Origin of the sequence: Neorhizobium descurainiae, assembly GCF_051400715.1 — a bacterium.
Classification (GTDB): domain Bacteria; phylum Pseudomonadota; class Alphaproteobacteria; order Rhizobiales; family Rhizobiaceae; genus Neorhizobium.
Window position 1 is genome coordinate 102,245 of record NZ_JBLFFK010000001.1, and the last position, 25,305, is coordinate 127,549.

The window sequence follows — 25,305 nt, forward strand, 5'->3', positions numbered from 1 at the left end:
GAGGCGCTTGTATATAGACAGGCCATGGATCGCAAATCATCAAGCAATGTCGAACGCGCAGCCGAAATCCTTCTCGCCATCGGCCGAGCGGGACCGGAAGGGTCATCCCTTGCCGATCTGGCGGAGGCGCTCGACGATACGAAATCGGCGGTCCATCGCGCCCTGCAGGGCCTGGCCAAGCACGGTTTCGTCGAACAGTCCTCGCGGCGCGGCCGATACAGGCTGGGACCGTCCATCTACGCCCTGTCCCGGCGTTCCTTCACGGTGAGCGACCTTGTCGAGACCGTGCGGCCGGCTTTGGTCCGCGTCGGTTCCGCCACCCGCATGTCGACATATCTCATGGCACATTCGGGTCTTGATTGCGTGTGCCTCGATTTCCAGGAAGGCATCTATCCGATCAGGGCGCTTCTGAACGGTGTCGGCGGACGAATTCCGCTCGGCGTGTCGGTGGCCGGGGTCTGCATTCTTTCGACCTTCGACATGGCGACGCGCAGGGCACTGATCGATGAGAACGCGGCGCATATCGTCGCTGCCGGACTCGAGCCGTCCGCGGTCCTCGCGGAAACCGAGGCGGCTGCGGAAAACGGCTTTGCCGTGCGCGCCGGCGTGGACGACAGCGATGTGATGTCGCTCGCGGTCGTCCTGCCGAGAGACCAGGTACATGCGGCTGCCGCGATCGCGGTTGTGCCGCCGTGGCGTGACATCGACCCTGACAGGATTTCCGAGATCGTGGCGCTTATCCGCAAGGAAGCCGCCGCGGCTGATTGATATTGGCAGGCCGCCCCAAGCCGGCGGGGCTGTTCGCCTGGTTCAGTGCTGCAACGATGACCGCCCGCCGGTCTCGGCGGGCGGCGTTATATTTTTCAAAAAATTTGATATAATACAAATACTTAATTGTCGCCTTGTCGATTTTCCATATTGACATGACAGGTCGTCGGCTATTCAATAAATGCGATCGCAGATCGCGATAAAAATGCCTTAGAATTGCGTCTCGCAAAACGGCAGACGCAGAAGATCTCAATGGACAAGAGGGGAATGATGGTGGAGATCGACATGAGCAAACGGGCATTATCGGCGCTCTTCGGCGCAACCATGCTGCTGGCAGGCGCCGCCGGCGCGCAGGAGCCGGTCAAGGGCGGGACGTTGAACCTCGTGGTGACGGCGGATATCCGCAGCCTCGATGCAAGCCGTACGGATTCGATAACCGAAACCGTGCTGAACCACATCTATGAGCCGTTGGTGTCGTTCAGGAACGACATGATCATAGGACCGGTCCTGGCGGATAGCTGGAGCGTCTCGGACGATGGGGTCAAATACAGTTTCCACATCCGCTCCGGCGCCGTTTTTCACAACGGCGACAAGGTTCTCGCTTCGGACGTCAAATGGTTCTGGGAACGGCGCATGGCGACCGCAGGGACCGAGGCTCCCTGGCTTTGCATCGGCAATTTCAACGGCACACGCGGCTTGAAGATCTTGTCGGTGGAGGCAGCCGACGAGGATACGGTCGTCTATACGATCGAGGCTCCCAATACCCAGTTCCTGACGCGCCTTGCCGATCCCGTCTGCAACACCTGGGTTGCAAGCCCGAAGAATGTCGGCCCGGACGGCAAATGGATCGAGGGCTCGGCAATCGGCAGCGGCCCTTTCAAGCTCAAGGAATGGAAGAAGGAGCAATACATTTCCCTTGAGCGTTTTGCCGGCTACATGCCGCTCAAACAGAAACGGGACGGCTATACCGGCGACCGGACGGCCTATGTCGACGAGGTGCGGTTCGCGATCATTCCGGACAAGACGGCGGCCGAGACGGCCCTTTTTGCGGGCCAAATCGACGTTGTCTCGACGATCCAGGCCTCGCGCATGGAGGACCTGAAAAGCAAGGGCGCGGTCATTCAGTCGGCGCCGGGCCTTTCGCTCTCCGCGATTCTGCTCCAGACGACCGATCCCTTGCTCTCCGATGTGCGCATCCGCCAGGCGATGGCGCATGCGATGGACCTGAAGCAGATCACGCAGGTCAAGACGGCGGGCATGACGGAATACAATCCGTCCGGCGTGCCACAGGCGAGCGCTTTCTTCGACGCGTCGTTCCAGGATTGGCCGGCCTACGACCCTGAAGCGGCCAAGAAGCTTCTCAAGGAAGCGGGATACAAAGGGCAGGTGATCAAGATCCAGGCCAACCAGCGCTATATCGGCATGTATGAGAATGCCGTACTTGCGCAGGCCATGCTGACAGCAGTCGGCATGAACGTCGAGATCGAGACGCTGGACTGGGGCGCGCAGCTCGACAACTTCCTGTCGGGCAAATTCCAGATGCAGGCCTTCGGCTACGGCTCCCGTCCGGATCCGGTGGTGATCTACGGCATGTTCACCGGCTCCAAGAAAACCTCGGCGAACTACCAGTGGGACGATCCGAAGGCTCAGGAGCTCTTTCTGAAGGCGGTGGCGACGACCGATTTCGAACAGCGCAAGGCGATCTTCAAGGAAATGCATGCGCTGATGAAGGAGCAGGTTCCCATGATCGGCCTTTACTACAATCCGGTCATCGAAGCCGTATCGCCCAAGGTCGTCAACTATGAATCCTGGGCGCTGGACAAGCCGCGCGCTTGGGGCGTTTGGAAAAGGCAATAAGGGATCGCGGGACCCCGGAGATTGCGCCATACGCAAAACCCCTGACTGGGTCGCCGGAAGGCGACCCTTTTTTCTTTGAGTGGATTGGACGGACCGACGACGCCTTGCGAGAAAGGGATGCCGTTTCAGGCCGCGCCCTTGGCGCCTTCGAATTTGCGGTCGAGCAACATGGCCGCATCGAGAAGACGCCGTGTGTATTCGTGCTTCGGCCGGTCGAAGATCTCGTCCCGGTCGCCGATCTCGACGATCCGGCCGTCCTGCATCACGGCGACGCGGTCGGCGACCTGTTCGACGGCGCCGAGATCGTGGGAAACGAAGAGGCATGCGAAGCCGTGCCGTTCCTGCAGGTCGCGGATCAGCTTTAGAATCTGCTTCTGGACGGTCATATCAAGGGCGGAGACCGGTTCATCCGCCACGACGAAGGCGGGCCGGCGGATGATCGCCCTGGCGATCGCCACGCGTTGGCGCTGGCCGCCGGAAAGCTGGTGCGGGAGACGGCCCAGGAAATCCTGGCTGAGGCCGACTTCCTCGAAGACTTCGAGGACGCGTTCCCGACGCTCGGCGGGAGACATGTGCGGCTCAAGTTTCAAGGGCTCGCCGACGATGTCGCCGATCCGTTGCCGGGGATCGAGCGACGAATAGGGGTCCTGGAATATGATCTGGATGTCGCCGCGTTGCCGTCGCGCCAGGTCGCCGCGGCCCGTTTCGATGGGCCGGCCGCGGAAGGCGATGGTGCCCGCCGTGATTCCGACGAGCCCGACGATCGCCCGCCCGAGCGTCGTCTTTCCCGATCCGGAACCGCCGACGAGGGCGAGCGTCTCACCCTGGCCGAGCGAAAGATCGACGCCGTCGACGGCGCGTTTGGCCTCCCTCGCCTTCAACAGGCTGCGGCGCCCGGGATATTCGATCGTCAGACCGCGTATATCGACAAGCGGGTCGCGGCTCACGAATGTCCGCACTCCGCCGGCGCTGCGGCGAGGAAGGGCATCGACAAGCTTGCGGGTATATTCGTGCTTCGGCGAGGAAAGGACTTCGGTGCTGCGGCCGTATTCGACGGCCTTGCCCTTGTGCATGACGACCACGTCTCGGACGTAATGCGATACCATGCCGAGATCGTGGCTGATGAGAAGGACGGCGGTCCCGTTTTCCCGGGTCAGTTCCGACATCAGGTCAAGGACGTCGCGCTGGACGAGCGTGTCGAGCGCGGTCGTCGGCTCGTCGGCGATGAGGAGTTCCGGCTTCAGGAGCATGACGGACGCCAGCATGATGCGCTGGCGCATGCCGCCTGAAAACTCATGCGGGAAGGCCGCCAGGCAACGGACCGGATCCTTGATGCGGATGCGTTCCAGCATGGCCAGGCAGCGGTCACGGATCTCGGCCTTTCCGAGCTTCATATGGAGCGCCAGCCCTTCCGCCATCTGGCGGCCGATCGTCATCGACGGGTTGAGGGAGACCATTGGTTCCTGGAACACCATCCCGATCCGGTCGCCGCGAATCCGGCGCATCGCTTTGGCGGGCGAGCCGACCAGTTCCTGGCCGTGGAAAAGAATGCTGCTGTCTTCGGTCACCGCCAGCGGCGAAGGGAGGAGCCCCAGGACGGCGCGGGCAGCCATCGTCTTGCCGGAGCCGGATTCTCCCACCAGCGCCAGCATGCCGCCGGGTTCTATGGAAAAGTCCAATCCATCGACAACCTTCGCCAGCCCCCTGACGCTGACGGACAGGTTTCGGGCTGCAATCACGGCGGTGCCTGCTTTATCGTCCATCGAGCGTCCTCAAGCCTGCATCTTGGGGTCGAGCCAATCGCGCACCGCATCGCCCAGCATGTTGATGCCGAGCAGAGTGAAGGCGATGCAAAGGCCCGGCAAGACGATGAGATAGGGTGCCTGGGTGATGAACGGTCGCGCGGTCGCCAGCATGTTCCCCCAACTGGGGGCAGGCGGCGGCACGCCGAGCCCCAGGAAGGAAAGGGCGCTTTCCGAGAGGATCACCCAGCCGAACATGGTCGTCGCAAGCACGGTGACCGGGGCGACGCAGTTCGGCAGGACATGCCGAACCATGGTCGTGAGTTCGGTGTTGCCCATCACGAAGGAGGCCTCGATATATTCCCGCTCCCGGATCGACATCACGCTCGCCCGGACGACGCGCACCACGGCCGGCATATAGGCGAGGCCCAGGGCGACGACGATCGCTTCGCGGCTGGCGCCGGTGACGGCCATGATTCCGAGAGCCAGAAGCAGGCCGGGAAAGGCGAGCAGCGCGTCGTTGACCATCATCAGCAGCCGGTCGACCCAGCCGCGGTAGAAGCCGGCGACAATCCCGAACATGGTGCCGAACGCGATCGCGAATGCGACCGTCGCGAAGGCGATCCAGGCGCTTGTCCGGGCGCCGTAGATGAGCCTGCTGAGAATGTCGCGGCCGAACTCGTCCGTTCCGAGCAGGTGTCCTGCCGTTCCGGGTGCCTTCAACCGGGCGAGTAGATCGAGTTTCAACGGATCATACGGCGCTGCCGTGGGTCCGAAAAGTGCCAAGACGACGAGCAGGGCGACGATCGTGCCGCCCAGGATGGCGGTAATGCCGCGGCGGGGGAGGCGAAGGGATCCGGCGATCATTGGGCAACCCTCGGGTCGAAGATCGGATAGAGGAGATCGACGACGAGATTGACGAGAACATAGATTGCGCTGATGAACAGAATGCAGCCCTGCACCACCGGATAGTCCCGCGCATAGATCGCGTCGACCAAGAGGCGCCCGAGGCCCGGAATGGTGAACACGGTCTCGGTGACCGCGATGCCGCCTAGGAGGCCGCCGAGGATCAGCCCGATCAATGTCCAGGTCGGCGCGAAGGCATTCTTGAAGGCGTGCCGCCATATGACGGCCCCTTCGCCGAGGCCCTTGGCACGGGCATGGGTGATGTATTCAAGCCGAGCCACCTCGATGGTGGCTGCCCGGGCCATTCTCACGATGGCGCCGAGCTCCACGAGCACCAGCGTCAGCACCGGCATGAAGATGTAGGACAGCGCCGTCCAGAAATCGTCGTTGAAGGATACGTAGCCGATGATCGGGAACCACTTCAGCCACAGGCCGAAGAACAGCAGGATCATGAGCCCGAGCCAGAAGCTCGGTATCGACAAAAGCAGCGTCGAGGTCGCCACGACACCGATATCGGTGAGGCTGTGCTGCCGCCAGGCGGCGATCATGCCGGCCGGCACGGCAATCACGGCCGCCAGGAAAACAGCCACGACGACAATCGTGGCGGAGATTGTGAATCGCTCCAGGATGAGCGGCAGGACCGCATCGCCGGAACCGATCGACCTGCCGAAATCACCGCTCAGGATATCCCCAAGCCAGATCAGGTATTGCACCACAACCGGCTCGTCGAAACCCATCTTGCTTCGGATCGCGGCAACCTGTTCCGGCGTGGCGAGGTCGCCGAGCATGAGAGAGGCCGGGTCGCCCGGGATCATACGCATCATGACGAAGACGGCGAGCGAGGCGATGAGAAGTGTCGGGATTGCGGAAGCGAGGCGGTCGAGAACAAACCGGATCATCGGCTCCGAGCCTCCGGATTTTGCCGGAGACCAAAACCGCGCTGCTCAACTGGAAAATATTTCAGGCCCCATGGCGCAAAACGCCGGCCTTCGCAAATCGACCCCATAGTGCTGTTCCCGTGTCCGGCATTGTGCAGATCATCGTTGTCGATTTCATATCCTGCGATCTACGATCGCGCAATTCAAATAATTCAGAAACCTCTATTCTAATGGTATATGAATGATTTCAAATAGGATTTTTAAACCCATGTCCGCGGCTGAAGATTGAAAATTGAGAAAATCATAAGGCAGTTTCATTCCAATGTGAACTCCGCATGCTTGAGCAGATAATCGGCGCCTTCGCGGATATCGCGCACGATCGCGTCTCGGGCTTTTGGCCCATCGCCTTTCTCCAGCGCGGCAAGCGCATCCTCATGGTAGTCGATGTCCAGGATGCCGGAAAGCGCGCCGTCGAAGCTCCCCGCGTAGCGGCGCAGGAACGGGCCGACCTGCATCCACAACGTTTCAATCAGGAAAAGCAGTGGCGCATTCCCGCAGTGGCGGTAGATCGCGAATTTGAAATCGTAGTTGGCGACGAGGTAGCGATTGATCTCGCCGGCCTTGGCTGCATTCGTCAGTTCGTCGCTGAGCTTGCGGATGGTCCTCAGGTTGTTGCCGTTGATGATCGAGGCGGCCCGTTCGGTCGCGCCGCCTTCCACGACGGTCCGTGCGTCCATCAGCTGGGCAAAGCCCGAGGCGGTGATTTGCGGCACTTCCAGGCTGCCGTTCGGCAGCGGCCGCAAGGCCTGCTGCGCCTGGAGCCGCATCAGGGCTGCCCGAACCGGCATGTCGCTGGTTCCAAGCTCCTGGGCGAGCTTGCGGGAGGTCAGTTTCTGGCCCGGCTCGAACCGGCCGGACACGAGTGCGCGCACGATTTCCGCATAGACTTTCTCATGCAGAGGTTCGGCTTCAACCACCGAAAGGCCGAATTGTTGTTTTTTCGCCATGCCATTTCCCGTATCTGTCGCTGGAGTTTTTGGTTGCGGATCGAAGAGCCCGAAGCCGCTATATCCTTCGTTTTCTAGCGCGTTGTCGGTTCGGTGTCATCCGCAAGAGCAGGAGCATGGGTCGGAATTTTGCGATCTGTGATCGTAATAGGAATATCCGGTCAGGCGGTTTCCAGATAGGTGCGATATTCGAATTGGGTGATCTGGGTGGCGAAGGTCTCAAGTTCCTGGCGCTTGCAGGCGATGAGGCCCGATCGCAAGACAGGCGAGAATATCTCCGATACGTGCGATCCGGTTTCGAATGCCTCGATCGCCGAATGCCAGTCCGGGGGCAGTCTGGCCAGGTCTTTCCCGTAGGCGTCCTTGCCGCGAGGTTCGCCGGGCGGCATCTGCCGCTTGATGCCGATGAGCGCAGCGCCGAGAACGGCGGCCATGACGAGATACGGATTGGCATCGGCGCCGGCCACGCGGTGCTCGATCCGCCGTGCCTTGCCGTCGCCGCCAGGGATGCGGATCGCCACCATGCGGTTTTCGTAGCCCCAGGCAACCGCCGTCGGCGCGTAGGAATTCGGTCTGAGACGCCGATAGGAATTGTAGTGCGGCGCAAAGACGAGCGTGCTTTCCGCTATGGCCGCCAGCATGCCGCCCACGGCGTGCCGCATCATCTCCGTTCCACGATCGCCGCCATCATCGAAGACATTCCGGCCGTCCTTGTCGATCAGGCTGAAATGGATGTGGAAGCCGCTGCCGGAATGATGGCCGTAGGGCTTGGCCATGAAGCAGGCCGCGAACCCATGCTTGCGGGCAATACCCTTGACCGTCCGCTTGAAGAAGAGCGCGTCGTCGGCGGCCTGAAGCGCATCGGCGCGATGGTTGAGATTGATCTCGAACTGGCCGATCCCGTTTTCTGCAATGGCGGTGTCTGCCGGGATCCCCTGTTCCCGGCAGGCGGTATAAACGTCGTGAATGAAGGCTTCGAACTGGTCCACTTCGTCCATGTCCATCGCCGCGGCGGTATCGAGGCGGCGGCCCGTGACGGGTGAAACCGGTCCGAGAGGCAATTCCGCATGGGGATCGACAAGGTAGAATTCGAGTTCGGTCGCGGTCACCGGCGTGAGGCCGAGCTCCTCGAAGCCGGAAAGCACGGCGGCAAGTGTGCGGCGCGGGTCGCCCAGGAAAGGCACGCCCTGTTCATCCGCAAGCCAGACGGGCAGCATCGCCGTCGGTTCGGCGGTCCACCGCACGGGCATGAGAGCGCGGCCCGTCCAGTCGCAGCGTCCATCCGCATCTCCGGTTTCGAACACCATGGGATTGTCGGCAATATCCTTGCCCCAGATGTCGAGGCCGGGAACCGAAAGCGGCATGCGCAACCCACCCTGGAGAGCCTTCTTGGCCTGATCGCGGGGAATGCGCTTGCCGCGCATGATGCCGTTCAGGTCGCAGACCGCGGCCCGCAAACTCTTGATCTCCGGATGCGATTCCAACCATTGCAGCGCGCCGGCTATATCCATTCTTGTCTACCTGCTGTGGGAGTGTCCGCCGATTTCCGATCTTAGCACCGATAGCGGATCCATGTGGTTTTCAGGGCAGTGTATTTTTCCGTCGCGTGGCGGGAAAGATCCCGCCCGGAGCCGGATTGCTTGAAGCCGCCGAACGGAACGGTCGGGCTGACCGGATCGACGACATTGACCGCAACCACGCCTGCCGTCAGCCGCGACGAGACACGATGGGCGCGCGAAAGGTCGTCCGTGAAGACCGATGCCGCCAAGCCATAGATGCTGTCATTGGCCATGCGGATCGCCTCGTCCTCATCGCGGAATCGGATGACGGAAAGGACGGGGCCGAAAATCTCGTCTCGCGCGATCACCGCATCGGGGCTCACATCCGAGAAGATGGTGGGTTCGATGAAGCTGCCCCGGCCGTTGACCGTGACGGCATTGCCGCCCGTGACCAAAGCCGCGCCTTTGCGGCCTTCCTCGATGAAACGCATGACATTTCTCGCGTGGTTGGCGTCCACCATCGCCCCGAGGCCCGAGCGGGTGTCGAGCGGGTCTCCCGGCTGATAGGCCGTAACCCGCTTCAGGAGGAGATCGATGAAGGTCTTCTCGATCGTTTCATGGACAAACAGGCGCGAGGCCGCCGAGCAGACCTGACCCTGGTTATAGAAGATGCCGCTTGCCACCTGGTCGGCGGCGGCTTCCAGATCGGCACAATCGGGAAAGACGATGACCGGCGATTTGCCGCCGCATTCGAGCCAGACCTGTTTCATGTTGGATTCGCCGGCATAGCGCAGGAACAGCTTGCCCACCGCCGTCGAGCCGGTAAAAGCAAGGCAATCCACGTCCATGTGGCGTCCCAGAGCCTGGCCGGCGGTTTCGCCGAAGCCCGGAACGACGTTCAAAACACCTTCGGGAAGGCCGGCTTCCAGAGCCAGTTCCGCGAAGCGAAGAGCGGTGAACGGTGATTGCTCGGCGGGCTTCAGCACGACGCTGTTTCCGGCCGCAAGCGCGGGAGCGCATTTCCAGACTGCCATGTTGAGCGGGAAATTCCACGGCACAACTGCGCCGACGACGCCAAGGGGAACGCGGCGGATGAGGCCCATATTGCCTTCCGGAAGCGGCGCCATCTCGCCATAGACCTTGTCGATCTCCTCCGCGTGCCATTGCAGGATATTGACGGCGGCGGGAATGTCATTGCCGGCGGCGTCGCGGACGAGCTTGCCCATGTCGAGGCTTTCCGTCGCCGAGAGTTCGGGGATTTCGGCGCGCATGAGTTCCACGAGGCGCAGCAGCACTTTCTTGCGTTCTGCCGGTGCCCTCCGGCTCCAAACACCGCTCTCGAAGGCTTTGCGGGCGGAGGCAACCGCCGCATCGATATCGACCCCATCGCCCTCCGCCACTTCTGCGAGCGGTTCTCCCGTTGCGGGATTGAAGGACGTGAAGGTCCTGCCGGAATGCGCATCCACGAACCGTCCGCCGATGACGGCGCGGGAGCCAAGCGTCAGGGAGCGGGATATTTCGTGCCAGTCGGGAGAGATCATTCAGGTTCACCAATATTGAGTTTTTTGACGAATTCGTCATGCTGTCGCGGTTGAATTCCCTTTTCTTTCAATCCTTATGATCTGCAAAGAAAGATGATATTGCGTGATCTGCGATCGCAATATATGGATATCACGTTGAAAAGCCAAGCGGCTATTTCGCGAAATCGTCCAACAGGAGAAAGCCACGTGACGGGGAAGGATGAGGCAAGGCCGAATATCATCGGGGGAGAGCGGTTCATGGGGTCTCAGGCTGCCGAGAACCGCAGCCCGTCGGACCAGTCGGACATTGTCGGTCTCTATTGCGTCGGCGATGCGTCGTCCTTGGGTGCCGCCGTTGCGGCCGCCCGTGACGCGTTTCCGGCCTGGTCGGTCACCACGCCTCAGCAGCGCTTTGCCATTCTCGACAGGGCGGCGACCGAAATCCTGGCGCGCGAGGAGGGACTGGGCCGGCTGCTCAGCCGCGAAGAAGGCAAGACCTTGCCGGAAGGGCGCGCCGAGGTGGTCCGTGCCGGCATGGTGTTCAAGTACATGGCGGGAGAGGCGTTGCGGAATCCCGGCGACGTTCTTCCCTCTGTGCGGCCCGGCATCAAGGTGGAAGTCACCCGCGAGCCGGTCGGCGTCGTCGGCGTCATCACGCCGTGGAACTTCCCGATCGCCATTCCCGCCTGGAAGATCGCGCCAGCGCTTGCCTATGGCAACACCGTCGTCTTCAAACCGGCGGAACTCGTTCCCGCCTGCGCGTGGGAGCTTGTCGATATCCTCCATCGTGCCGGACTGCCGGCGGGCGTCCTGAACCTGGTCATGGGACCGGGACGGACCGTCGGGCAGGCGATCCTCGATCATCGCGACGTCGATGCGGTATCCTTCACCGGTTCGGTCGGGATCGGCCGCGCCGCCATTTCGGCGGTCGCCGCCCGAGGCGCCAAGATCCAGGCCGAGATGGGAGGCAAGAACCCCTTCGTCGTCCTCGACGATGCGGACCTCGATGTCGCCGTCGAAGCGGTCACGAACGGCTCCTTCTATTCGACGGGCCAGCGGTGCACGGCCTCAAGCCGCATTATCGTGACCGAGGGCATCCATGACCGCCTGCTCTCGGCACTCAAGGCGAGGCTTTCGCGGCTGCGGGTGGGGCACGCCCTGCATGCCGACACCGAAATCGGCCCCGTGGTCGACCGGCGCCAGTTCGAGCAGGACCTTCGTTACATCGAGATCGCCCGCGCGGAAGGGGGCGTTCTCGAAGTGGGCGGAGAGGCTCTCGTGCGCGATACGGAGGGCTTCTTCCTTCAGCCTGCTCTGTTTTCCGGCACGACGAATGACATGCGCATCAACCGGGAAGAGGTTTTTGGTCCCGTTGCGGCCGTCATTCGCGTGAAGGACTACGAAGAGGCGCTGCAGGTCGCGAGCGATACCGAATTCGGCCTCTCGGCAGGTATCGCGACGACGTCGATCAGGCATGCCGAACATTTCAAACGGCATGCCCGCAGCGGCATGGTCATGGTGAACGTGCCGACCGCGGGGGTGGACTACCATGTCCCCTTCGGCGGCATCCGCGGATCGAGCTACGGTCCGCGCGAGCAGGGCGCCTATGCCCGTGAGTTCTACACGAACGTCAAGACCGCCTATTCGATGTGAGGCCGCAATGTCCGCCTCGTTTATCCAGGTTCGCAGCCTGCATGTCTATCCGTTGAAATCGGCCGCCGCCGTGGATGTTTCGACGGCTCTCGTGGAGCCGGAGGGATTGGCCGGCGACCGGCGCATGATGGTGATAGACGAAGCGGGTGAGTGCCTGACATCGCGGCGCTTTCCGGCCCTGCTGACCTTGCGCTGCGTCGTGGAAGGCGGGAACGTGATCCTGATAGCCCCGAACCGAAAGCCATGCGTCTTTTCGTGTGCCCGGCTTGAGGCGGCTCCCGATGTGGCGGCGCGGATCTGGGGAGCGGAGGTGAGGGTTCTGGATGCCGGCGCCCCGGTGGCCGCCTGGCTTTCGGAATTCCTCCGGCATTCCTGCAGGCTTGCGCTGAAGGGGCCAAGGACGGACCGCAGGCTTCTGCTCGATCCCGGCGGTGTCGTCAGCTTTGCCGACACGGCGCCGCTCCTGCTGGTCGGCGAGGCCTCGCTCGCCGACCTCAACGCCCATCTCGTGGAACCCGTCGAAATGGGGCGTTTCCGGCCGAATGTCGTCGTCTCCGGGACTTTGCCTTTCGATGAAGACGGCTGGAGAACGATACGCATCGGCGAAGTCGAATTCGACGTGGCGGGTCCCTGCGATCGCTGCATCGTCACGACCCTCGATCCCGGAAGCGGCGCCTTGCGCGAGGACCGGGAGCCGCTGTCCACCTTGGCTAAACGCCGCCGGGGGAGGGATGGAAAACCCTATTTCGGGCAATTCCTGGTGCCGCGCGGCGCGGGACGTATGTTCGTCGGCGATACGATCGAAGTCGTCTCCCGGAAGAAGCCGGTGGACCTCATGGAACCGCTCGAGACGTCGCGTCCGGTCGCTCTCGCGCGCGCTTTGCCCCGACCTCGCGCGGGGGCAATCAACCTCGTCTGCACGGGGGTCGTGCGCGAGACCGAGGACATGACAAGCTTCCGGTTCAGGCCGGAGGACGGCATTCCGATCGGCTATCATGCCGGCCAATTCATGACGCTCCGTCTCGATATCGGCGGCTCGGCCATCAGCCGCAGCTACACGGTCTCCTCCTCGCCGTCCCGGCCAGGCATTGTTTCAATCACCGTCAAGCGCGTCACCGGCGGCGTGGTGTCGAACTGGCTTCACGGCAGCATCCGCGTCGGGGATCGCATTGTGGGGACCGGTCCGCATGGGCGCTTTCACATCGCCGCGGTCGGGGCGAACCTCAAGCTCCTGATGATCTCCGCCGGGAGCGGCATTACGCCCATGATATCGATGCTGCGTTTCGTCGCCGATCTCGATCTTCCTTACGATATCGTCTTTCACCACAGTGCGCGCAGATTGCAGGACCTGCCGTTCATGGAGGAACTGGCAGCCCTGGAACGGCAGATGGTGGGCCGGTTGCGTCTGTCGTGGAATCTCACGGGGGAGGAGGATCGGAAGAACGGACGGGAATCCCGATATCTTCAGGGGCGTTTCGATGCCGGTATGCTGGAAGGCATCTGCCCGAACGCCGCCGACCGGGTTGCCCTGTGCTGCGGTCCTGCGGGTTTCAGGGCGACAGTCAGAGCGCTTCATCACAGCTTCGCTCCGAATGCGCTCTATCTCGAAGAAAGTTTTGGTGCGGAAGCCGGAACGGCCGGGATCGAATCCGCAACCGCTTCCTACGAGATCATGTTTCGAAAGAGCGGCGTCGACGTCAAAGGCGAGGGCTCCGGGACCATCCTGCAGATAGCCCGGCGGTCCGGTATCGATCTGCCGGCCGATTGCGAGGCGGGCATCTGCGGCACCTGCCGCTGCCGGATCGTATCCGGCGAGTGGAAGCTTGCACCCAACTGCGCCGATCCGGAATGTCTTGTTCTCGGTAATGATGAAAAACGCAGCGGTTACGTTCTTGCATGCAGTACCCAACCCGTCGGCCGGGTGGTGGTCGATATCTGACTAAGCGAGGCGGCAGTTTTCCGAGGGCCTCACCCGCTTCTGTGGATCGCACTGCTTCGGAAATTGCAGAGAAATGGCTTCGAAAACATACGCTTGGTTGAGGGGTTTCCTAATTTGGAAGCCGTTTGCGAGAATTTGAGAGTTCGCTATTGTGCGATCTGCGATCGCGCTATATCGTGCATTGAAGAAACAATGGGCCGCAGTGCGGACCGAATTCAAATGCGAGGGAAGATCCATGGATGGCTTGAGCATCGATCCGGTCATGGACGGCAACAGAAGTCTCGTCGACAAGGATCGGGAAGCTTTCTTCCACCCGTTCACGGCCATCAAGGACCAGAAGAGCAATGGTGCCCTCGTGATGGCTTCGGCCGAAGGTTGCCGCATTCGCGATGTCGCCGGCACGGAATATCTCGATGGCGCGGCGGGGCTCTGGTGCGTCAATGTCGGTTACGGCCGCAAGGAGATCGCCGATGCGATCCACGCGCAGTCGCAATCCCTGCCGTATTTTCACACGTTCAACACGATCGCCAACGCGCCGGTCGTTCGCCTTTCCGAGCGCCTTCTGGAGCTTGCGCCGCCGAACATGAAGCGGGTGTTCTTCGGATCGTCAGGTTCCGACGCGAACGACACGGCGGTGAAGATGCTCTGGTCCTACAACATCTGCCGGGGCAAACCGGAAAAGCGGAAAATCATCTCGCGCGCCTATGCCTATCACGGCGTGTCGGTCGCGGCCGGCAGCCTGACGGGCGTGCCCATGGTGCATCAATATTTCGGTCTGCCGCTCGATTTCGCCAAGCATGTATCCCGCCCCGATCTCTATCGCGACGCGCCGGCGCGCGGCTTTTCGTCCGAGGAGGCCTATTCCGCCCACCTCGCCAGGGAAATCGAGGACATCGTCATTGCGGAAGGGCCTGAGACCGTTGCCGGCTTCATCGCCGAACCGGTGATGGGAACGGGTGGTGTCCTGCCGCCGCCCAAGGGGTATTTCCAGGAAATCCGGAAGGTCCTCGACAAATACGATATCCGGATGATTGCCGACGAGGTGATCACCGGATTCGGCCGTCTCGGACGGTGGTTCGCCTCCGACCTCTATGGAATCAAGCCGGATCTGATCCTTGTTGCCAAGGGCCTGACCAGCGGCTACCTGCCGCTTTCAGCCGTCATCGTCGGCGGGGAAATCTGGCGTGTGTTCGAAGAAGCCGCCGATGACGGGCGGGCCTTCGCTCATGGCTTCACCTATTCGGGGCATCCGACCTGCGCCGCGGCGGCGATGGCCAATCTCGACATTATCGAGCGCGAGGGGCTCGTGGAGCGTGTGGATGAGATTGCGGCTGCTTTCCGCAGGATCTTTGACGACAGGCTTCTCGGTCTCGACATCGTTGGGGATATCCGAAGTGCCGGCCTGATGATGGGGATCGAGCTCGTCGCGGACAAGCGGGAGAAACGGTCCTTCGCCGCATCCGCCAAGGTCGCCGGGCGCGTGTCGCTCGCCGCGCGCCGCCATGGCCTGCTGTTGCGCGCGCTGCCGAATTCCGACGTGCTGGCGCTGTCGCCGCCGTTCGTTATCTCGCTTGAAGAGATGTCGACGATTGCCGAACGCGCTCACGCTGCTATCGTTGACATTACGCACGAGCTCAAGGCGGAAGGACTGGCATGACGGAAGCCGGAACGGTTTTCAGGTCGGAGGCGATCGGTACGGTCGCGATCATAGGTGCCGGTCTCATCGGGGGCGGCTGGGCGGCCTTCTTTCTGAGCCGCGGCTTGAAGGTGCGCGTCTACGATGTCGATCCGGATGGCGGGGCGAAGCTGCAGAAAGTGGTCGCAACGGCTCTTGCCGATCTCGAACAGCTCTCGCCGATCGCCTCGTTCGAGACGGAGAACCTGTTCTTCTCACATGACCTGCAAACGGTCCTCGAAGGCTGCGACTATGTGCAGGAAAATGCGCCGGAAAAGCTGGATCTCAAGCAAGCGCTTCTGAAACAGGTCACCGATCTGACGCCCGCCGATGTGGTCGTCGGGTCCAGCACCTCGTCCTTCCAACCGAGCGAATTGCAGGACGGTGGCGCCGATGCGCGGCGGATCGTGGTCGCCCATCCGTTCAATCCGCCGCATCTCCTGCCGCTGGTGGAAATCGTGGCCGGCCCTGCGAGCGATCCGGCGGCGCAGGAGGCGGCCTATCGCTTCTTCGAGCGTCTCGGCAAGGCGCCGATCCGCATCACGCGCGAGGCGGCCGGGCATGTGGCGAACCGCATGACCGCCGCGCTTTGGCGGGAAGCCGTGAACATCGTCGCGCAAGGCATTGCAAGCGTCGAGGATGTGGACCGCGCGATCCGTTTCGGCCCTGGTCTTCGCTGGGCGGTCGACGGGCCGCACATGCTCTACCATCTCGGCGGAGGCGAGGGCGGTATCGCCCATTACCTCAAACATCTCGGCCCGGCTCAGGAAGCACGCTGGCGCTCGCTCGGAACGCCTTCGCTGACGGCCGACGTCCAGCGGCAGCTCGTGGAAGGGGTGATGGCGGAAGCTGCGGGCCGCAGCATCGGCGAGCTCGGCGCCCGTCGCGATCGCCTGCTGATCTCGCTTCTGAAAACACTGGATGCCGATGGAGGCGCCCGAAAGAAAGAGGCCGCGGAATGAGCCGATCCGGCATCAGGGAATTGCCGCGCATCATGGTGGCACCGACGGGCGCCCGCCGCACCAAGGCGGACCACCCCGCGCTGCCGATCAGCCCCTGGGAGATCTTGGATTGCGCAATCGCCTGTCACGCTGCGGGTGCTGGCGCAATTCATGCCCATGTGCGCGACGACGAAGGTGGGCACAGCCTCGACATCGACCGCTACCGGCATCTGATGGCGCTTTTGCGCACGCATGTTCCGGATATGATCGTGCAAATATCGACCGAGGCGGTCGGCCTCTACGGGCCGGATGACCAGATGGAACTCGTCCGCCTGTTGAAGCCGGATTTCGTCTCCGTCGCCCTGCGGGAAATCCTGGGAGATGACGGGGACGAGCAAAAGGCTGCAGCCTTCTATCGTTGGTGTGAGGCCGAGGGAATTTCCGTCCAGCACATTCTGTATGATGCGGCAGATGTCGGCAATCTTGCAGGGCTGCAGCGGCGCGGCCTGATTTCGCAGTCGCGCCTGTCGGTCATCTATGTCCTGGGACGCTATTCGCCCGGCCAGGAGAGCCATCCCGACGATCTGAAACCTTTTCTCGAAGCATCGCGGGCATTTGTCGCATTGCCCGACTGGATGGTCTGCGCCTTCGGTCGCGGCGAGACCGATTGCCTCGCTGCCGCGCTTGCGGGGGGCGGAAAGGCGCGGGTCGGTTTCGAGAACAGTTTTTGGCACCGGGATGGCCGCCTGGCGGCCTCCAATGCGGAGCGCGTCGAGGTCATCCGCGGGCTTGCCGGCCGTCTGCTGCAGGAAGGTGCGGCATGACCCGGCAGATCACCACGCCTTATCGCATTTTCGACGTGGTTCTCGCACGGCGGCAAATGCTGTCGCCGAACATGGCGCGCCTGACGTTTGCCGGTCCTCAGATCAAGCACATGGCAACGCTCGCGCCCGACCAGCGCATCAAGATTTTCTTCCCCGCGGTCGATGGACGGCCGCCGGAGATCCCGCATCGTCCGGATTGGTACGAAATTTACAAGTCCCTGCCGCCACGGGATCGCGTGCCGATGCGCAGCTACACCATCCGGCATCTTCGAACCGATGATTGCGAGGTCGATGTCGATTTCGTCCTGCATGGCGATGAAGGCCCGGCCTCTCGCTGGGCGGCAAGCGCCGATCCGGGAGATCCCGTGCAGATGTCGGCACCGAACCGGGATCATGCGGCCGGCAATCAGGGCTATGAATGGAAGCCGCCAAGAGGTGTTCGAAACGTTCTTCTGATCGCCGATCTTACGGCCATGCCGGCGGCCGTCGGCATCCTTGAGGAGCTGGCCGCGCTTTCGCATCCGCCCAGGACGCAGGCCTTCTTCGAAATCCCGGAAGCCGGAGACCGGCTATCCGTTCCCGACTGGCCCGGACTTTCGATCTTCTGGATGAACCAATCGGAAGCCGGGCAGGAGCCTGCTCCCTACGGGACGCTGATGGTCGAAGCCGCGGGAAAGGCGGAATTGCCGGAGGCCGCGCTGTCGGCCGGCGCATCGGGCGAACTCGCCGAGATCGATGTCGACAGGGATTCTCTTTGGGAGAGGGCGGATGCCGGCAAGGACAGTTTCTACGGCTGGATCGCCGGAGAGGCGGATGCCGTCCGCGTGATCCGCAACCTGCTCATTAAGGAGCGGGGCGTCGACCGGACATTGCTCAACCTGATGGGCTACTGGCGGCATGGCCGCACCCGCGACTAGGAGCAGCCGGCATGTTCCTGTATACTTTTTTCGAGGATGTTTTCATTTCGACCCCGTCGGCCCGAACGCTTCATGCCGATCTGCTGCGTCTTTGTGCCCGCATCGGATATTCACCGCCGCAGCTCTTCTGAATCCACTTGAAAAAACTTCAATTCGGACAAGGAAGACAACATGAACACCCAGAAATACTCGCTGGCCGATCTTCAGCGGATCGACTCGACCCATTTCCTTCATCCTTTCACCGATCACAAGGAGCTGCGCACGAACGGCGCGCGGATGATCGTGCGCGGCGAAGGACCTTTCATCTACGACAGCGAAGGCGCGGAAATCCTCGACGGGATGGCCGGCCTCTGGTGCCTGAACGTCGGCTATGGCCGAGAGGAGCTCGCCGAGGCCGCGGCCGCACAGATGCGGGAGCTGCCCTTCTACAATTCCTTCTTCAAATGCACGACCCCGGCGCCGGTGCAACTGTCGGCCAAGCTCGCGGAACTCGCGCCGCCGAACATGAACCAGGTCTTCTATGGATCGTCCGGTTCGGAGGCCAACGACACGGCGCTCCGCCTCGTGCGGCACTACTGGGCGCTGGAAGGAAAGCCGCAGAAGAACATCGTGATCTCCCGCAATTACGCCTATCACGGCTCGACGATCGCTGGCGCTTCGTTGGGCGGCATGCCGGATATGCACAAACAGCTCGGCGGCGCCGTACCTCATATCGTGCATGTGATGGCGCCCTACGCTTACGACCTGGCGCTGCCCGGGGAAAGCGATCACGATTTCGGGCTGCGGGCGGCGCGGGCGGTCGAAGACGCGATCCTGGCTGCCGGCGCCGAGAATGTCGCGGCCTTCATCGGGGAGCCGATCATGGGTGCGGGCGGCGTCAAGATACCGCCGGCAAGCTATTGGCCGGAGATCCAGCGCATCTGCGAGAAATACGACGTCCTGATCATGCTGGACGAAGTCATCACCGGCTACGGGCGGACCGGTGAATGGTTCGCTGCCACGACCTTCGGGATCAAGGCCGACACGATCACCACCGCCAAGGCGCTCACGTCCGGCTATCAGCCGCTTTCGGCGCTCCTGGTGGGCGACCGGATTGCGGAAACGCTGGTGGAGAAGGGCGGCGAGTTCTATCACGGCTATACCTATACCGGTCATCCGGTATGCTGCGCGGTGGCATTGAAGAACCTGGAAATCATCGAACGCGAAGGCCTTGTCGATCGCGTTCGCAGCGAGACAGGTCCCTATCTCAACCAGCAACTCGCTCAGCGCCTCGGCGGCCATCCATTGGTCGGCGAGACCCGTTCGGTCGGGCTTATGGCGGCCATCGAGATCGTCAAGGACAAAGCGACACGCGAACGGTTCAAGCCGGCGAGCTCGGCCGCAACCCTCGTGCGCGACCATGCGATCGCCAACGGCCTCATGGTTCGCATGGTGGAGGATACGATCATCATGGCGCCGCCGCTCATCTGGACGCGGGAAACCATCGATCTTGCCTGCGACCGGCTCTCGCTGGCCTTGGATCTGGCCGAAGCGTCGCTGGCTCACAGGCGCTGAAAACAAGCGAACCGGCCGCTGTTCTTCGGCCGGTTCGCTTCATGTCGCGGAGCGCGGAAGGATGAGCCTCGCCTCGAGCCCGCCGCCGGGATTGTTTCTGAGCGAAATCTCGCCTCCAAGCTTGCGGATGAGATTTCGCGCGATGGTCAGACCCAGCCCCGAGCCGCCGGTTTCCCGGTTCCGCGATTGCTCGAGCCGGATGAACGGCTTGAATACCCGATCGATTTCCGTATCCCCGATCCCGGGGCCTTCGTCGGTGATCGAAAGGATGACGTGATGTTCGTCATGCCGGAGGGCGAGCCTGGCCCTGTGACCATATTTGATCGCATTCTCGACGACATTTCTGATCGATCGCCGCAATGCCACCGGAGGCGCAAGGCAGATGAGGCGCGGTGTTTCGCCCTTCAGGGGCTCCATGGTCGCCTCGTCGTATTCGTCGGCGATCGCATCTGCCATGCTCCAGAGATCGATCAGTTCCACGGACTCGGTATTGGCGCCCAATTTCGCCAGCCCGATCACGGACTCGACGGTTTCCTCGATATCGGCGATATCTCCCGCCAGAGCCTTCTTCAGCGAGGAGCTCCGCAGCAGCGCGAGGCGCAGCCGCATCCGTGTCAGAGGCGTCCGCAGGTCATGCGCCAGCGCCGCTGCCAGCAGCTCTCTTTCTTCAAAGTGCTCCTGGAGCCTCGCCTGTGTCTGGTTCAGCGCGCGGGCGGCGCTCCGGAAGTCCCGGCCGCCCTTCTCCGGCAGAGGCGGGCTGTTGAGATCGTCTCCAAGTCTTCTGACCGCTGCTTCAAGGAGCTGGTATGGAGCTGCAATACGCCACACCGCCCAGAATGCAATCACCACGACGCAGGCGCTGACGACCAGGTATCTTGGAAGGCTGTCGGGAGAGAGAAGCGGCCCCGTCGGCGTCACGGGGGTCACGATGTTCAGCCATTCGCCGTCCTGAAATCTCAGCGAAACCCTGTAACGCGGGCTCTTCATAAAATCGCTGGCGATTTCCGAGAGGTTTTCCTGCACGTCGCTGGTCTGGTCGGGATTTTCTTCTCTCCTTGCCGCAGCGTCCGGCGACTGCGGCTCTTCGAGACGAACCCGGACATCCTCTATGCCAAACCTCGAAAGCTGCGCGGAGAGAATATCCTCGAGTTCGGCAAGGGGATCGCCGGAGGCCGCGATCGGAGCGACACCAGGTGACGAAGAAAGGGTCAGGACGACCGTAGAGTCCGTAAGTTCGCCGCTGATGCGCTTGCGGTCCTCGGGCGAAAGCGGCGTCATGAGTTTGGCAAGCCAGAAAGCCCTTTCGTTGATCCGGTAGAAGTCGATGGCCTCGTTCGAGGCCACGCGGTCACGCGACATGATGACGAAAAGGCTGGTTTGCGAGACGAGCAGGACTGCGATCAGGACGATCAGCACCCAGGCCGGAAGCGTCCGTGGAATGAGACGCCGTGCAGTAGACCATCCTAGATCGCGCATAGTCGAGATGTGACCTCCAGCAACTGCATGCAAAGGCTAGCCGATACCATCCGCGCGGCGGTTCGTCAGTGGCCGTGCCCTCGGTTTTTACAATCCGGAAACACGATTTGCACGGCGGCGAAAAATGCCGCGGACTGTTGCGTGCAATAACGACCGTGTCTTCCAAACGGGGCAGCAGCGAATGGAGAACATCATGTTTGAAAGACCCTCGGACATGAAGGCCGGCCAGTTCCGCGACGGGGCGCGATGGCACGGACATAATGACAATACTTCTCCGGGAAAGCGAAACTCCAGGGACGACCCGGGCACATGTGGGCATCTGCGCGTAGAGGCGGATGGTAAAGTCGCGGAGTTCATCGTTCCAGGCGACGAAGAAAGCGAGCTGATGGTGCTGATCTCCGAAATCGCCGCGGCAGCGGATGCCGAGGAGGCCATTGCGGTCGCCCGAAGGCGGCGCAGATATCTGGTCGCGGGATCGGTCGCCCTGGGAATTTCAATGCTGGTGCTGATGATGCTTATTGAACTCGCACCTAACTTCGACCTCCAGGCCGAAGGTTCCGATTAGTCGCGGAACGTGTCCGCGACGAATTGATAGCCGCCGCCACGCACCGTCTCGATCATCGAAGGTGCCTTGGGATTGTCGTCAAGTTTGCGCCTCAGCCGGCTGACCAGGATATCTATGCTGCGGTCGAAGCTCTGGCTGGCGTTTCCGCCGCATCGCTCGATCAGCTGCTCTCTGCTGAGGACGCGCCCGGAAGCCTCCACGAGGGCTTCGAGCAGGTTGAATTCCGCGCGCGTCAGCTCCACCCGCACGCCGGCGGCATCGGTGAGCCGGCGGCGGCCGAAATCCAGGGTCCATCCGGCGAACCGAACGATAGCGCCGGCGGACGGCTCCGGAGGAACGGCTCCGCCGTGGCGACGAAGCACGGCGCGGATTCGCGCGAGAAGCTCGCGAGGGTCAAAGGGTTTGGACATGTAATCATCAGCGCCGACCTCCAGCCCGACGATCCGGTCGCTCGTATCCGTCATGGCGGTCAGCATGATGATCGGAATCCGCGAGCGCCGCCGGATTTCCTGGCAAAGCTCCAGCCCGGTCCTTCCCGGCAGCATGATGTCGAGAACGATCAGGTCGAGCTTCGTCCGCTCCAGTTCGAGAGCGAGCTCGTTACCGTCCTTGGCCAGCGACACGCGCATTCCGCGGCGCTGAAGGAAGTCCTTCAGCAGCGACCGTATTTCCGCATTGTCGTCCACGATCAGGATATGGGGAACAGAACTCAAGGCCACGAATCCACTAGGTTGGCGAGTCATTAGAATACCCCTTAAGCGCTCGCCACTCCTTCGTATCGGCCGATCTGCCGTCGTTACAATTCGGAAACACTTTTTTAACTTTCACGAAAAACACCGAAGCGGCCGTTCATGCGAAATAGAACGTGTCGGCTGATTCATCGGGATGCCAAGGGCGGACCGCAAGTCTTGCGTCACTGTGGTTGGACAGGCGGCGAAAGTCGCTGACACACGGATATTCCGCCGGAGATCGCCGCGATGGTATCGACCTATCTGACTTTCGATCTGGTGAACCGCGATATCGCAAAGAGCCTCAGTCGCGTTGCGGCACAGTCGACCGTTGCGAGGGACGCGGAATACTACCGTCAGAATATCGGAAAGGTGAAGACGATCGACGAGTTCATCGCGGACTATCGTCTCTATTCCTATGCGATGACCGCCTACGGCCTTGAGGAGATGATCTACGCGAAGGCCTTCATCAAGAAGGTTCTGGAGAGCGATCTCAACGACGCGAACAGCTATGCCAACCGCCTGACCGATGACAGGTACAAGAACTTCGCGGCCGCCTTCAATTTCGGCAGGACGGCTTCCGCGCAAGGCGTCGCCCAATCGGAAGCGCAGCGGGACAGGCTCTTGGGGCTTTACGACCAGAGCATCTCGGCTTTTGCGGAACATACGAAGGAGGAGACGCGCTACTATAAGGCGATGGTCTCTCAGGTGAAGAATGTCGACCAATTTCTTCAGAACGAGCGTCTGCGGACCTACATGTTCGAGTCCTACGGCATCGACGGCCGATACTTCATCTACAAGGATCTCCGCGGCGCCCTCACAAGCGACCTCGGCGACCCGAGCAGTTACTATAATCTGACCTGGGGCAATGCCGCCGCAGAGGCCAAGGCCAGGCTCGCAGCCGCCAGGAGCGAAGACGCCGATCTCATCGAACGGCGGAACCTGAATGGCTCCGTTACAAATCTGCAGGCGACCATAGTCTCCAAGGAAACGAGGATCGGTGCTCTGGAGACCGAAATTGCCGATCTCAGGGCGCAATTGGAGGACGGAGGGGATGAAGCCGAGCTTCAGGCGCTCATCGATGCGAAACAGGAGGAAATGGACGCCCTGCAGGAAAATCTCGAAACCGATCGGAGGAACCTCGAAAGCTCCCGATCTCGCCTGGACGACCTGAACGCGCGGCTCGTGCCGCTGGACAGGACGGATCAGCGCAGGGCCGAGCTTAAGACGCTGCAGACGCGCCTTACGGCCGACATAACATCGAACGAGAGGTTCCTTGCCCTTGTCGAGGATTTCCAGTTCAACGCCGATGGCTCGGCGCCGCCGGGGGGTATCCAGACTGCCGAAAAGCTGGACAAGACGGTTTCAGCCTACCTGATGAAGCAGCCGCGCCTCACTCAGACACAGGCCGAGATGATCCGGGATTACGCGATCCAGAGGCTTGCCACCGCAACGAGCATCGCCGACCTCAACCTGTCGCAGGACAAGCGGCTGTTCGACTATATTCGCTCCGCCTTCGATCTCAACGAATCCTACATCGTCCCCGCAACGATCGAGCAGATCCTCGTCAACTCCGGCGACATCGTCGGGAAAAACCTCGACACTCGTCCGCAATACAAGGCGCTCTACGAGGCGTTCAATTTCGATGCCGACGGGAGCGTGAACGGACAGGCGCAGACGAAGCAACAGTCCGACCGGACCGCCAGCTTCTACATGAGCAGGTACGACGACAAACAGGAAGAGGCGGACCAGAAGGCGATCAGGCTCTACAAGACCGCCCTTTCAAGCGTCACGTCGCTCGACGATTTTCTAAAAACCGGCAACGTTTATGCGCTGGCGCTTCGCGCGGTGGGGATCGATCCCTCCCAAGTGTCGAAATTCACCATCAAGAAGGTTCTGACGAGCGACCTTTCGGACCCGAAGAGCTATGTCAACCAGCTCAAGGACGAGCGTTTCGTCGTGCTGGCCAAGGCCTTCAACTTCACCCCGAAGGGGGCGTTCACGACGCCGGTCCTTGCGCAGTCCTCCACCACCATCACCCAGACGGCGCGCGACTACATCGTTGAAAAAACGCGTTTTCTGAGCAAAAGGGAAAAGGAGGAGGCGCGCAAGCAGGCCGAAGAGGAATCGAAATATTACACGGATCACATCTCGAGGGTGGAGACGCTCTCGCAATTCCTCGCCGACAGGAAACTGGTCGATATCGTGCTCACGGCGCATGGCATCGACCCAAGGGCGGTAAACGACGACTTCCTCAGGAAGATCTTTGCGTCCGATCTCAACGATCCGAAGAGTTTCGCCAACCGGCAAACCGACAAGCGGTTTGCGCAAATCCTCGGTTCTTTCAATTTCGACAGGCAGGGCAACATCTCGCGTGAGAAAGCCACGGGCGCACAAAACCTGGGAAGCGTCATGGTAACCGAGCAGGCCTATCTCAACCAGGTGCTGGAGACCCGGCAGGGCGAAGACAATCCGGGCGTCCGCCTGGCGCTTTATTTCCAGCGTGTCGCTCCGACGATCACGGACGCCTATGGCATCCTCGGCGACGACGCGCTTCTCGAGTTCTTCCGCGTGACCTTCAGCCTGCCGAGCGAGTTCAGCGCCATAAATGTCGACAAGCAGGCGAAGATCGTCGAAAAGCACCTCAACCTGAAGGACCTCAAGGATCCGGACAAGCTCGCGAAGCTCGTGCACCGGTTCACCATCATGTACGACCTCGAATACGGCTTTTCTCAGCCGCTACCGGCGCTGCTCCTCGGCGGGGGAGGCGGGATCAGCGCCGATACGCTGTGGGCACTTTCCCAGATCAGGCGCGGGTAGGGCCTCTTGGAAGGAAACCGGCAACCGCTCTGGCCG

At 61.7% G+C, this 25,305-nt stretch carries 19 protein-coding genes; 11 read left to right on the forward strand and 8 right to left on the reverse strand.

Annotated elements, in window-relative coordinates; all coding sequences use genetic code 11:
- Positions 1-24: 24 nt before the first annotated feature.
- Both ACMGE0_RS00510 and ACMGE0_RS00515 read left to right on the forward strand, forming a co-directional pair.
- Complete coding sequence (locus ACMGE0_RS00510) at positions 25-768, forward strand: IclR family transcriptional regulator (protein ID WP_436813903.1); 744 nt, start codon at positions 25-27, stop codon at positions 766-768.
- Positions 769-1,020: 252 nt separating this feature from the next.
- Positions 1,021-2,625: an ABC transporter substrate-binding protein gene (locus tag ACMGE0_RS00515; RefSeq protein ID WP_436813904.1), complete on the forward strand. Its 1,605-nt coding sequence runs from the start codon at positions 1,021-1,023 to the stop codon at positions 2,623-2,625.
- A 125-nt stretch (positions 2,626-2,750) separates the two neighbouring features.
- Here ACMGE0_RS00515 and ACMGE0_RS00520 read toward each other — a convergent pair whose 3' ends face one another.
- The 6 genes from ACMGE0_RS00520 to ACMGE0_RS00545 all read right to left on the reverse strand — a co-directional run bounded on the left by ACMGE0_RS00520 (position 2,751) and on the right by ACMGE0_RS00545 (position 10,198).
- Positions 2,751-4,388 (reverse strand): ABC transporter ATP-binding protein, encoded by a 1,638-nt coding sequence (locus ACMGE0_RS00520; RefSeq protein ID WP_436813905.1) that lies wholly within the window; start codon positions 4,386-4,388, stop codon positions 2,751-2,753.
- 9 nt (positions 4,389-4,397) lie between these two features.
- A complete protein-coding gene (locus ACMGE0_RS00525) occupies positions 4,398-5,234 on the reverse strand; it encodes an ABC transporter permease (RefSeq protein WP_436813906.1) in 837 nt (278 codons plus the stop codon).
- A complete protein-coding gene (locus tag ACMGE0_RS00530; protein ID WP_436813907.1) occupies positions 5,231-6,172 on the reverse strand; it encodes an ABC transporter permease in 942 nt (313 codons plus the stop codon). The genes ACMGE0_RS00525 and ACMGE0_RS00530 overlap by 4 nt, the downstream gene beginning before the upstream one ends.
- Before the next feature lie 293 nt (positions 6,173-6,465).
- Positions 6,466-7,158, reverse strand: coding sequence for a GntR family transcriptional regulator (locus tag ACMGE0_RS00535; protein WP_436813908.1), 693 nt, complete (start codon positions 7,156-7,158; stop codon positions 6,466-6,468).
- A 161-nt stretch (positions 7,159-7,319) separates the two neighbouring features.
- Positions 7,320-8,669 (reverse strand): glutamine synthetase family protein, encoded by a 1,350-nt coding sequence (locus ACMGE0_RS00540; protein ID WP_436813909.1) that lies wholly within the window; start codon positions 8,667-8,669, stop codon positions 7,320-7,322.
- 41 nt (positions 8,670-8,710) lie between these two features.
- Positions 8,711-10,198 (reverse strand): aldehyde dehydrogenase, encoded by a 1,488-nt coding sequence (locus tag ACMGE0_RS00545; RefSeq protein ID WP_436813910.1) that lies wholly within the window; start codon positions 10,196-10,198, stop codon positions 8,711-8,713.
- A 237-nt stretch (positions 10,199-10,435) separates the two neighbouring features.
- On the opposite strand from ACMGE0_RS00545, the gene ACMGE0_RS00550 reads away from it, so the two are divergent.
- From ACMGE0_RS00550 to ACMGE0_RS00580, 7 genes are all read left to right on the forward strand, one after another.
- A complete protein-coding gene (locus ACMGE0_RS00550) occupies positions 10,436-11,830 on the forward strand; it encodes an aldehyde dehydrogenase family protein (RefSeq protein WP_436813911.1) in 1,395 nt (464 codons plus the stop codon).
- A 7-nt stretch (positions 11,831-11,837) separates the two neighbouring features.
- Positions 11,838-13,769, forward strand: coding sequence for an MOSC domain-containing protein (locus ACMGE0_RS00555; protein ID WP_436813912.1), 1,932 nt, complete (start codon positions 11,838-11,840; stop codon positions 13,767-13,769).
- A gap of 235 nt (positions 13,770-14,004) precedes the next feature.
- Complete coding sequence (locus ACMGE0_RS00560) at positions 14,005-15,426, forward strand: aminotransferase family protein (RefSeq protein WP_436813913.1); 1,422 nt, start codon at positions 14,005-14,007, stop codon at positions 15,424-15,426.
- Positions 15,423-16,406 (forward strand): 3-hydroxyacyl-CoA dehydrogenase NAD-binding domain-containing protein, encoded by a 984-nt coding sequence (locus tag ACMGE0_RS00565; RefSeq protein ID WP_436813914.1) that lies wholly within the window; start codon positions 15,423-15,425, stop codon positions 16,404-16,406. Before ACMGE0_RS00560 ends, ACMGE0_RS00565 begins: the two co-directional genes overlap by 4 nt.
- A complete protein-coding gene (locus ACMGE0_RS00570; RefSeq protein ID WP_436813915.1) occupies positions 16,403-17,209 on the forward strand; it encodes a beta-keto acid cleavage family enzyme in 807 nt (268 codons plus the stop codon). The genes ACMGE0_RS00565 and ACMGE0_RS00570 overlap by 4 nt, the downstream gene beginning before the upstream one ends.
- Positions 17,206-18,126, forward strand: a complete 921-nt coding sequence (locus ACMGE0_RS00575; protein WP_436813916.1) for a siderophore-interacting protein — start codon at positions 17,206-17,208, stop codon at positions 18,124-18,126. Before ACMGE0_RS00570 ends, ACMGE0_RS00575 begins: the two co-directional genes overlap by 4 nt.
- 171 nt (positions 18,127-18,297) lie before the next feature.
- Positions 18,298-19,680, forward strand: coding sequence for an aspartate aminotransferase family protein (locus ACMGE0_RS00580; RefSeq protein WP_436813917.1), 1,383 nt, complete (start codon positions 18,298-18,300; stop codon positions 19,678-19,680).
- A gap of 39 nt (positions 19,681-19,719) precedes the next feature.
- On the opposite strand, the gene ACMGE0_RS00585 is transcribed toward ACMGE0_RS00580, so the two are convergent.
- Positions 19,720-21,156: an ATP-binding protein gene (locus ACMGE0_RS00585; RefSeq protein ID WP_436813918.1), complete on the reverse strand. Its 1,437-nt coding sequence runs from the start codon at positions 21,154-21,156 to the stop codon at positions 19,720-19,722.
- A 181-nt stretch (positions 21,157-21,337) separates the two neighbouring features.
- On the opposite strand from ACMGE0_RS00585, the gene ACMGE0_RS00590 reads away from it, so the two are divergent.
- Complete coding sequence (locus tag ACMGE0_RS00590; RefSeq protein WP_436813919.1) at positions 21,338-21,721, forward strand: hypothetical protein; 384 nt, start codon at positions 21,338-21,340, stop codon at positions 21,719-21,721.
- Here the strand turns inward: ACMGE0_RS00590 and ACMGE0_RS00595 are convergent.
- Positions 21,718-22,434 (reverse strand): response regulator, encoded by a 717-nt coding sequence (locus ACMGE0_RS00595; protein WP_436813920.1) that lies wholly within the window; start codon positions 22,432-22,434, stop codon positions 21,718-21,720. The two genes, ACMGE0_RS00590 and ACMGE0_RS00595, sit on opposite strands and share 4 nt — an antisense overlap.
- A gap of 264 nt (positions 22,435-22,698) precedes the next feature.
- Here ACMGE0_RS00595 and ACMGE0_RS00600 point away from each other — a divergent pair, with 264 nt between their 5' ends.
- Positions 22,699-25,269, forward strand: a complete 2,571-nt coding sequence (locus ACMGE0_RS00600) for a DUF1217 domain-containing protein (RefSeq protein WP_436813921.1) — start codon at positions 22,699-22,701, stop codon at positions 25,267-25,269.
- The last annotated feature ends 36 nt before the right edge of the window (positions 25,270-25,305 follow it).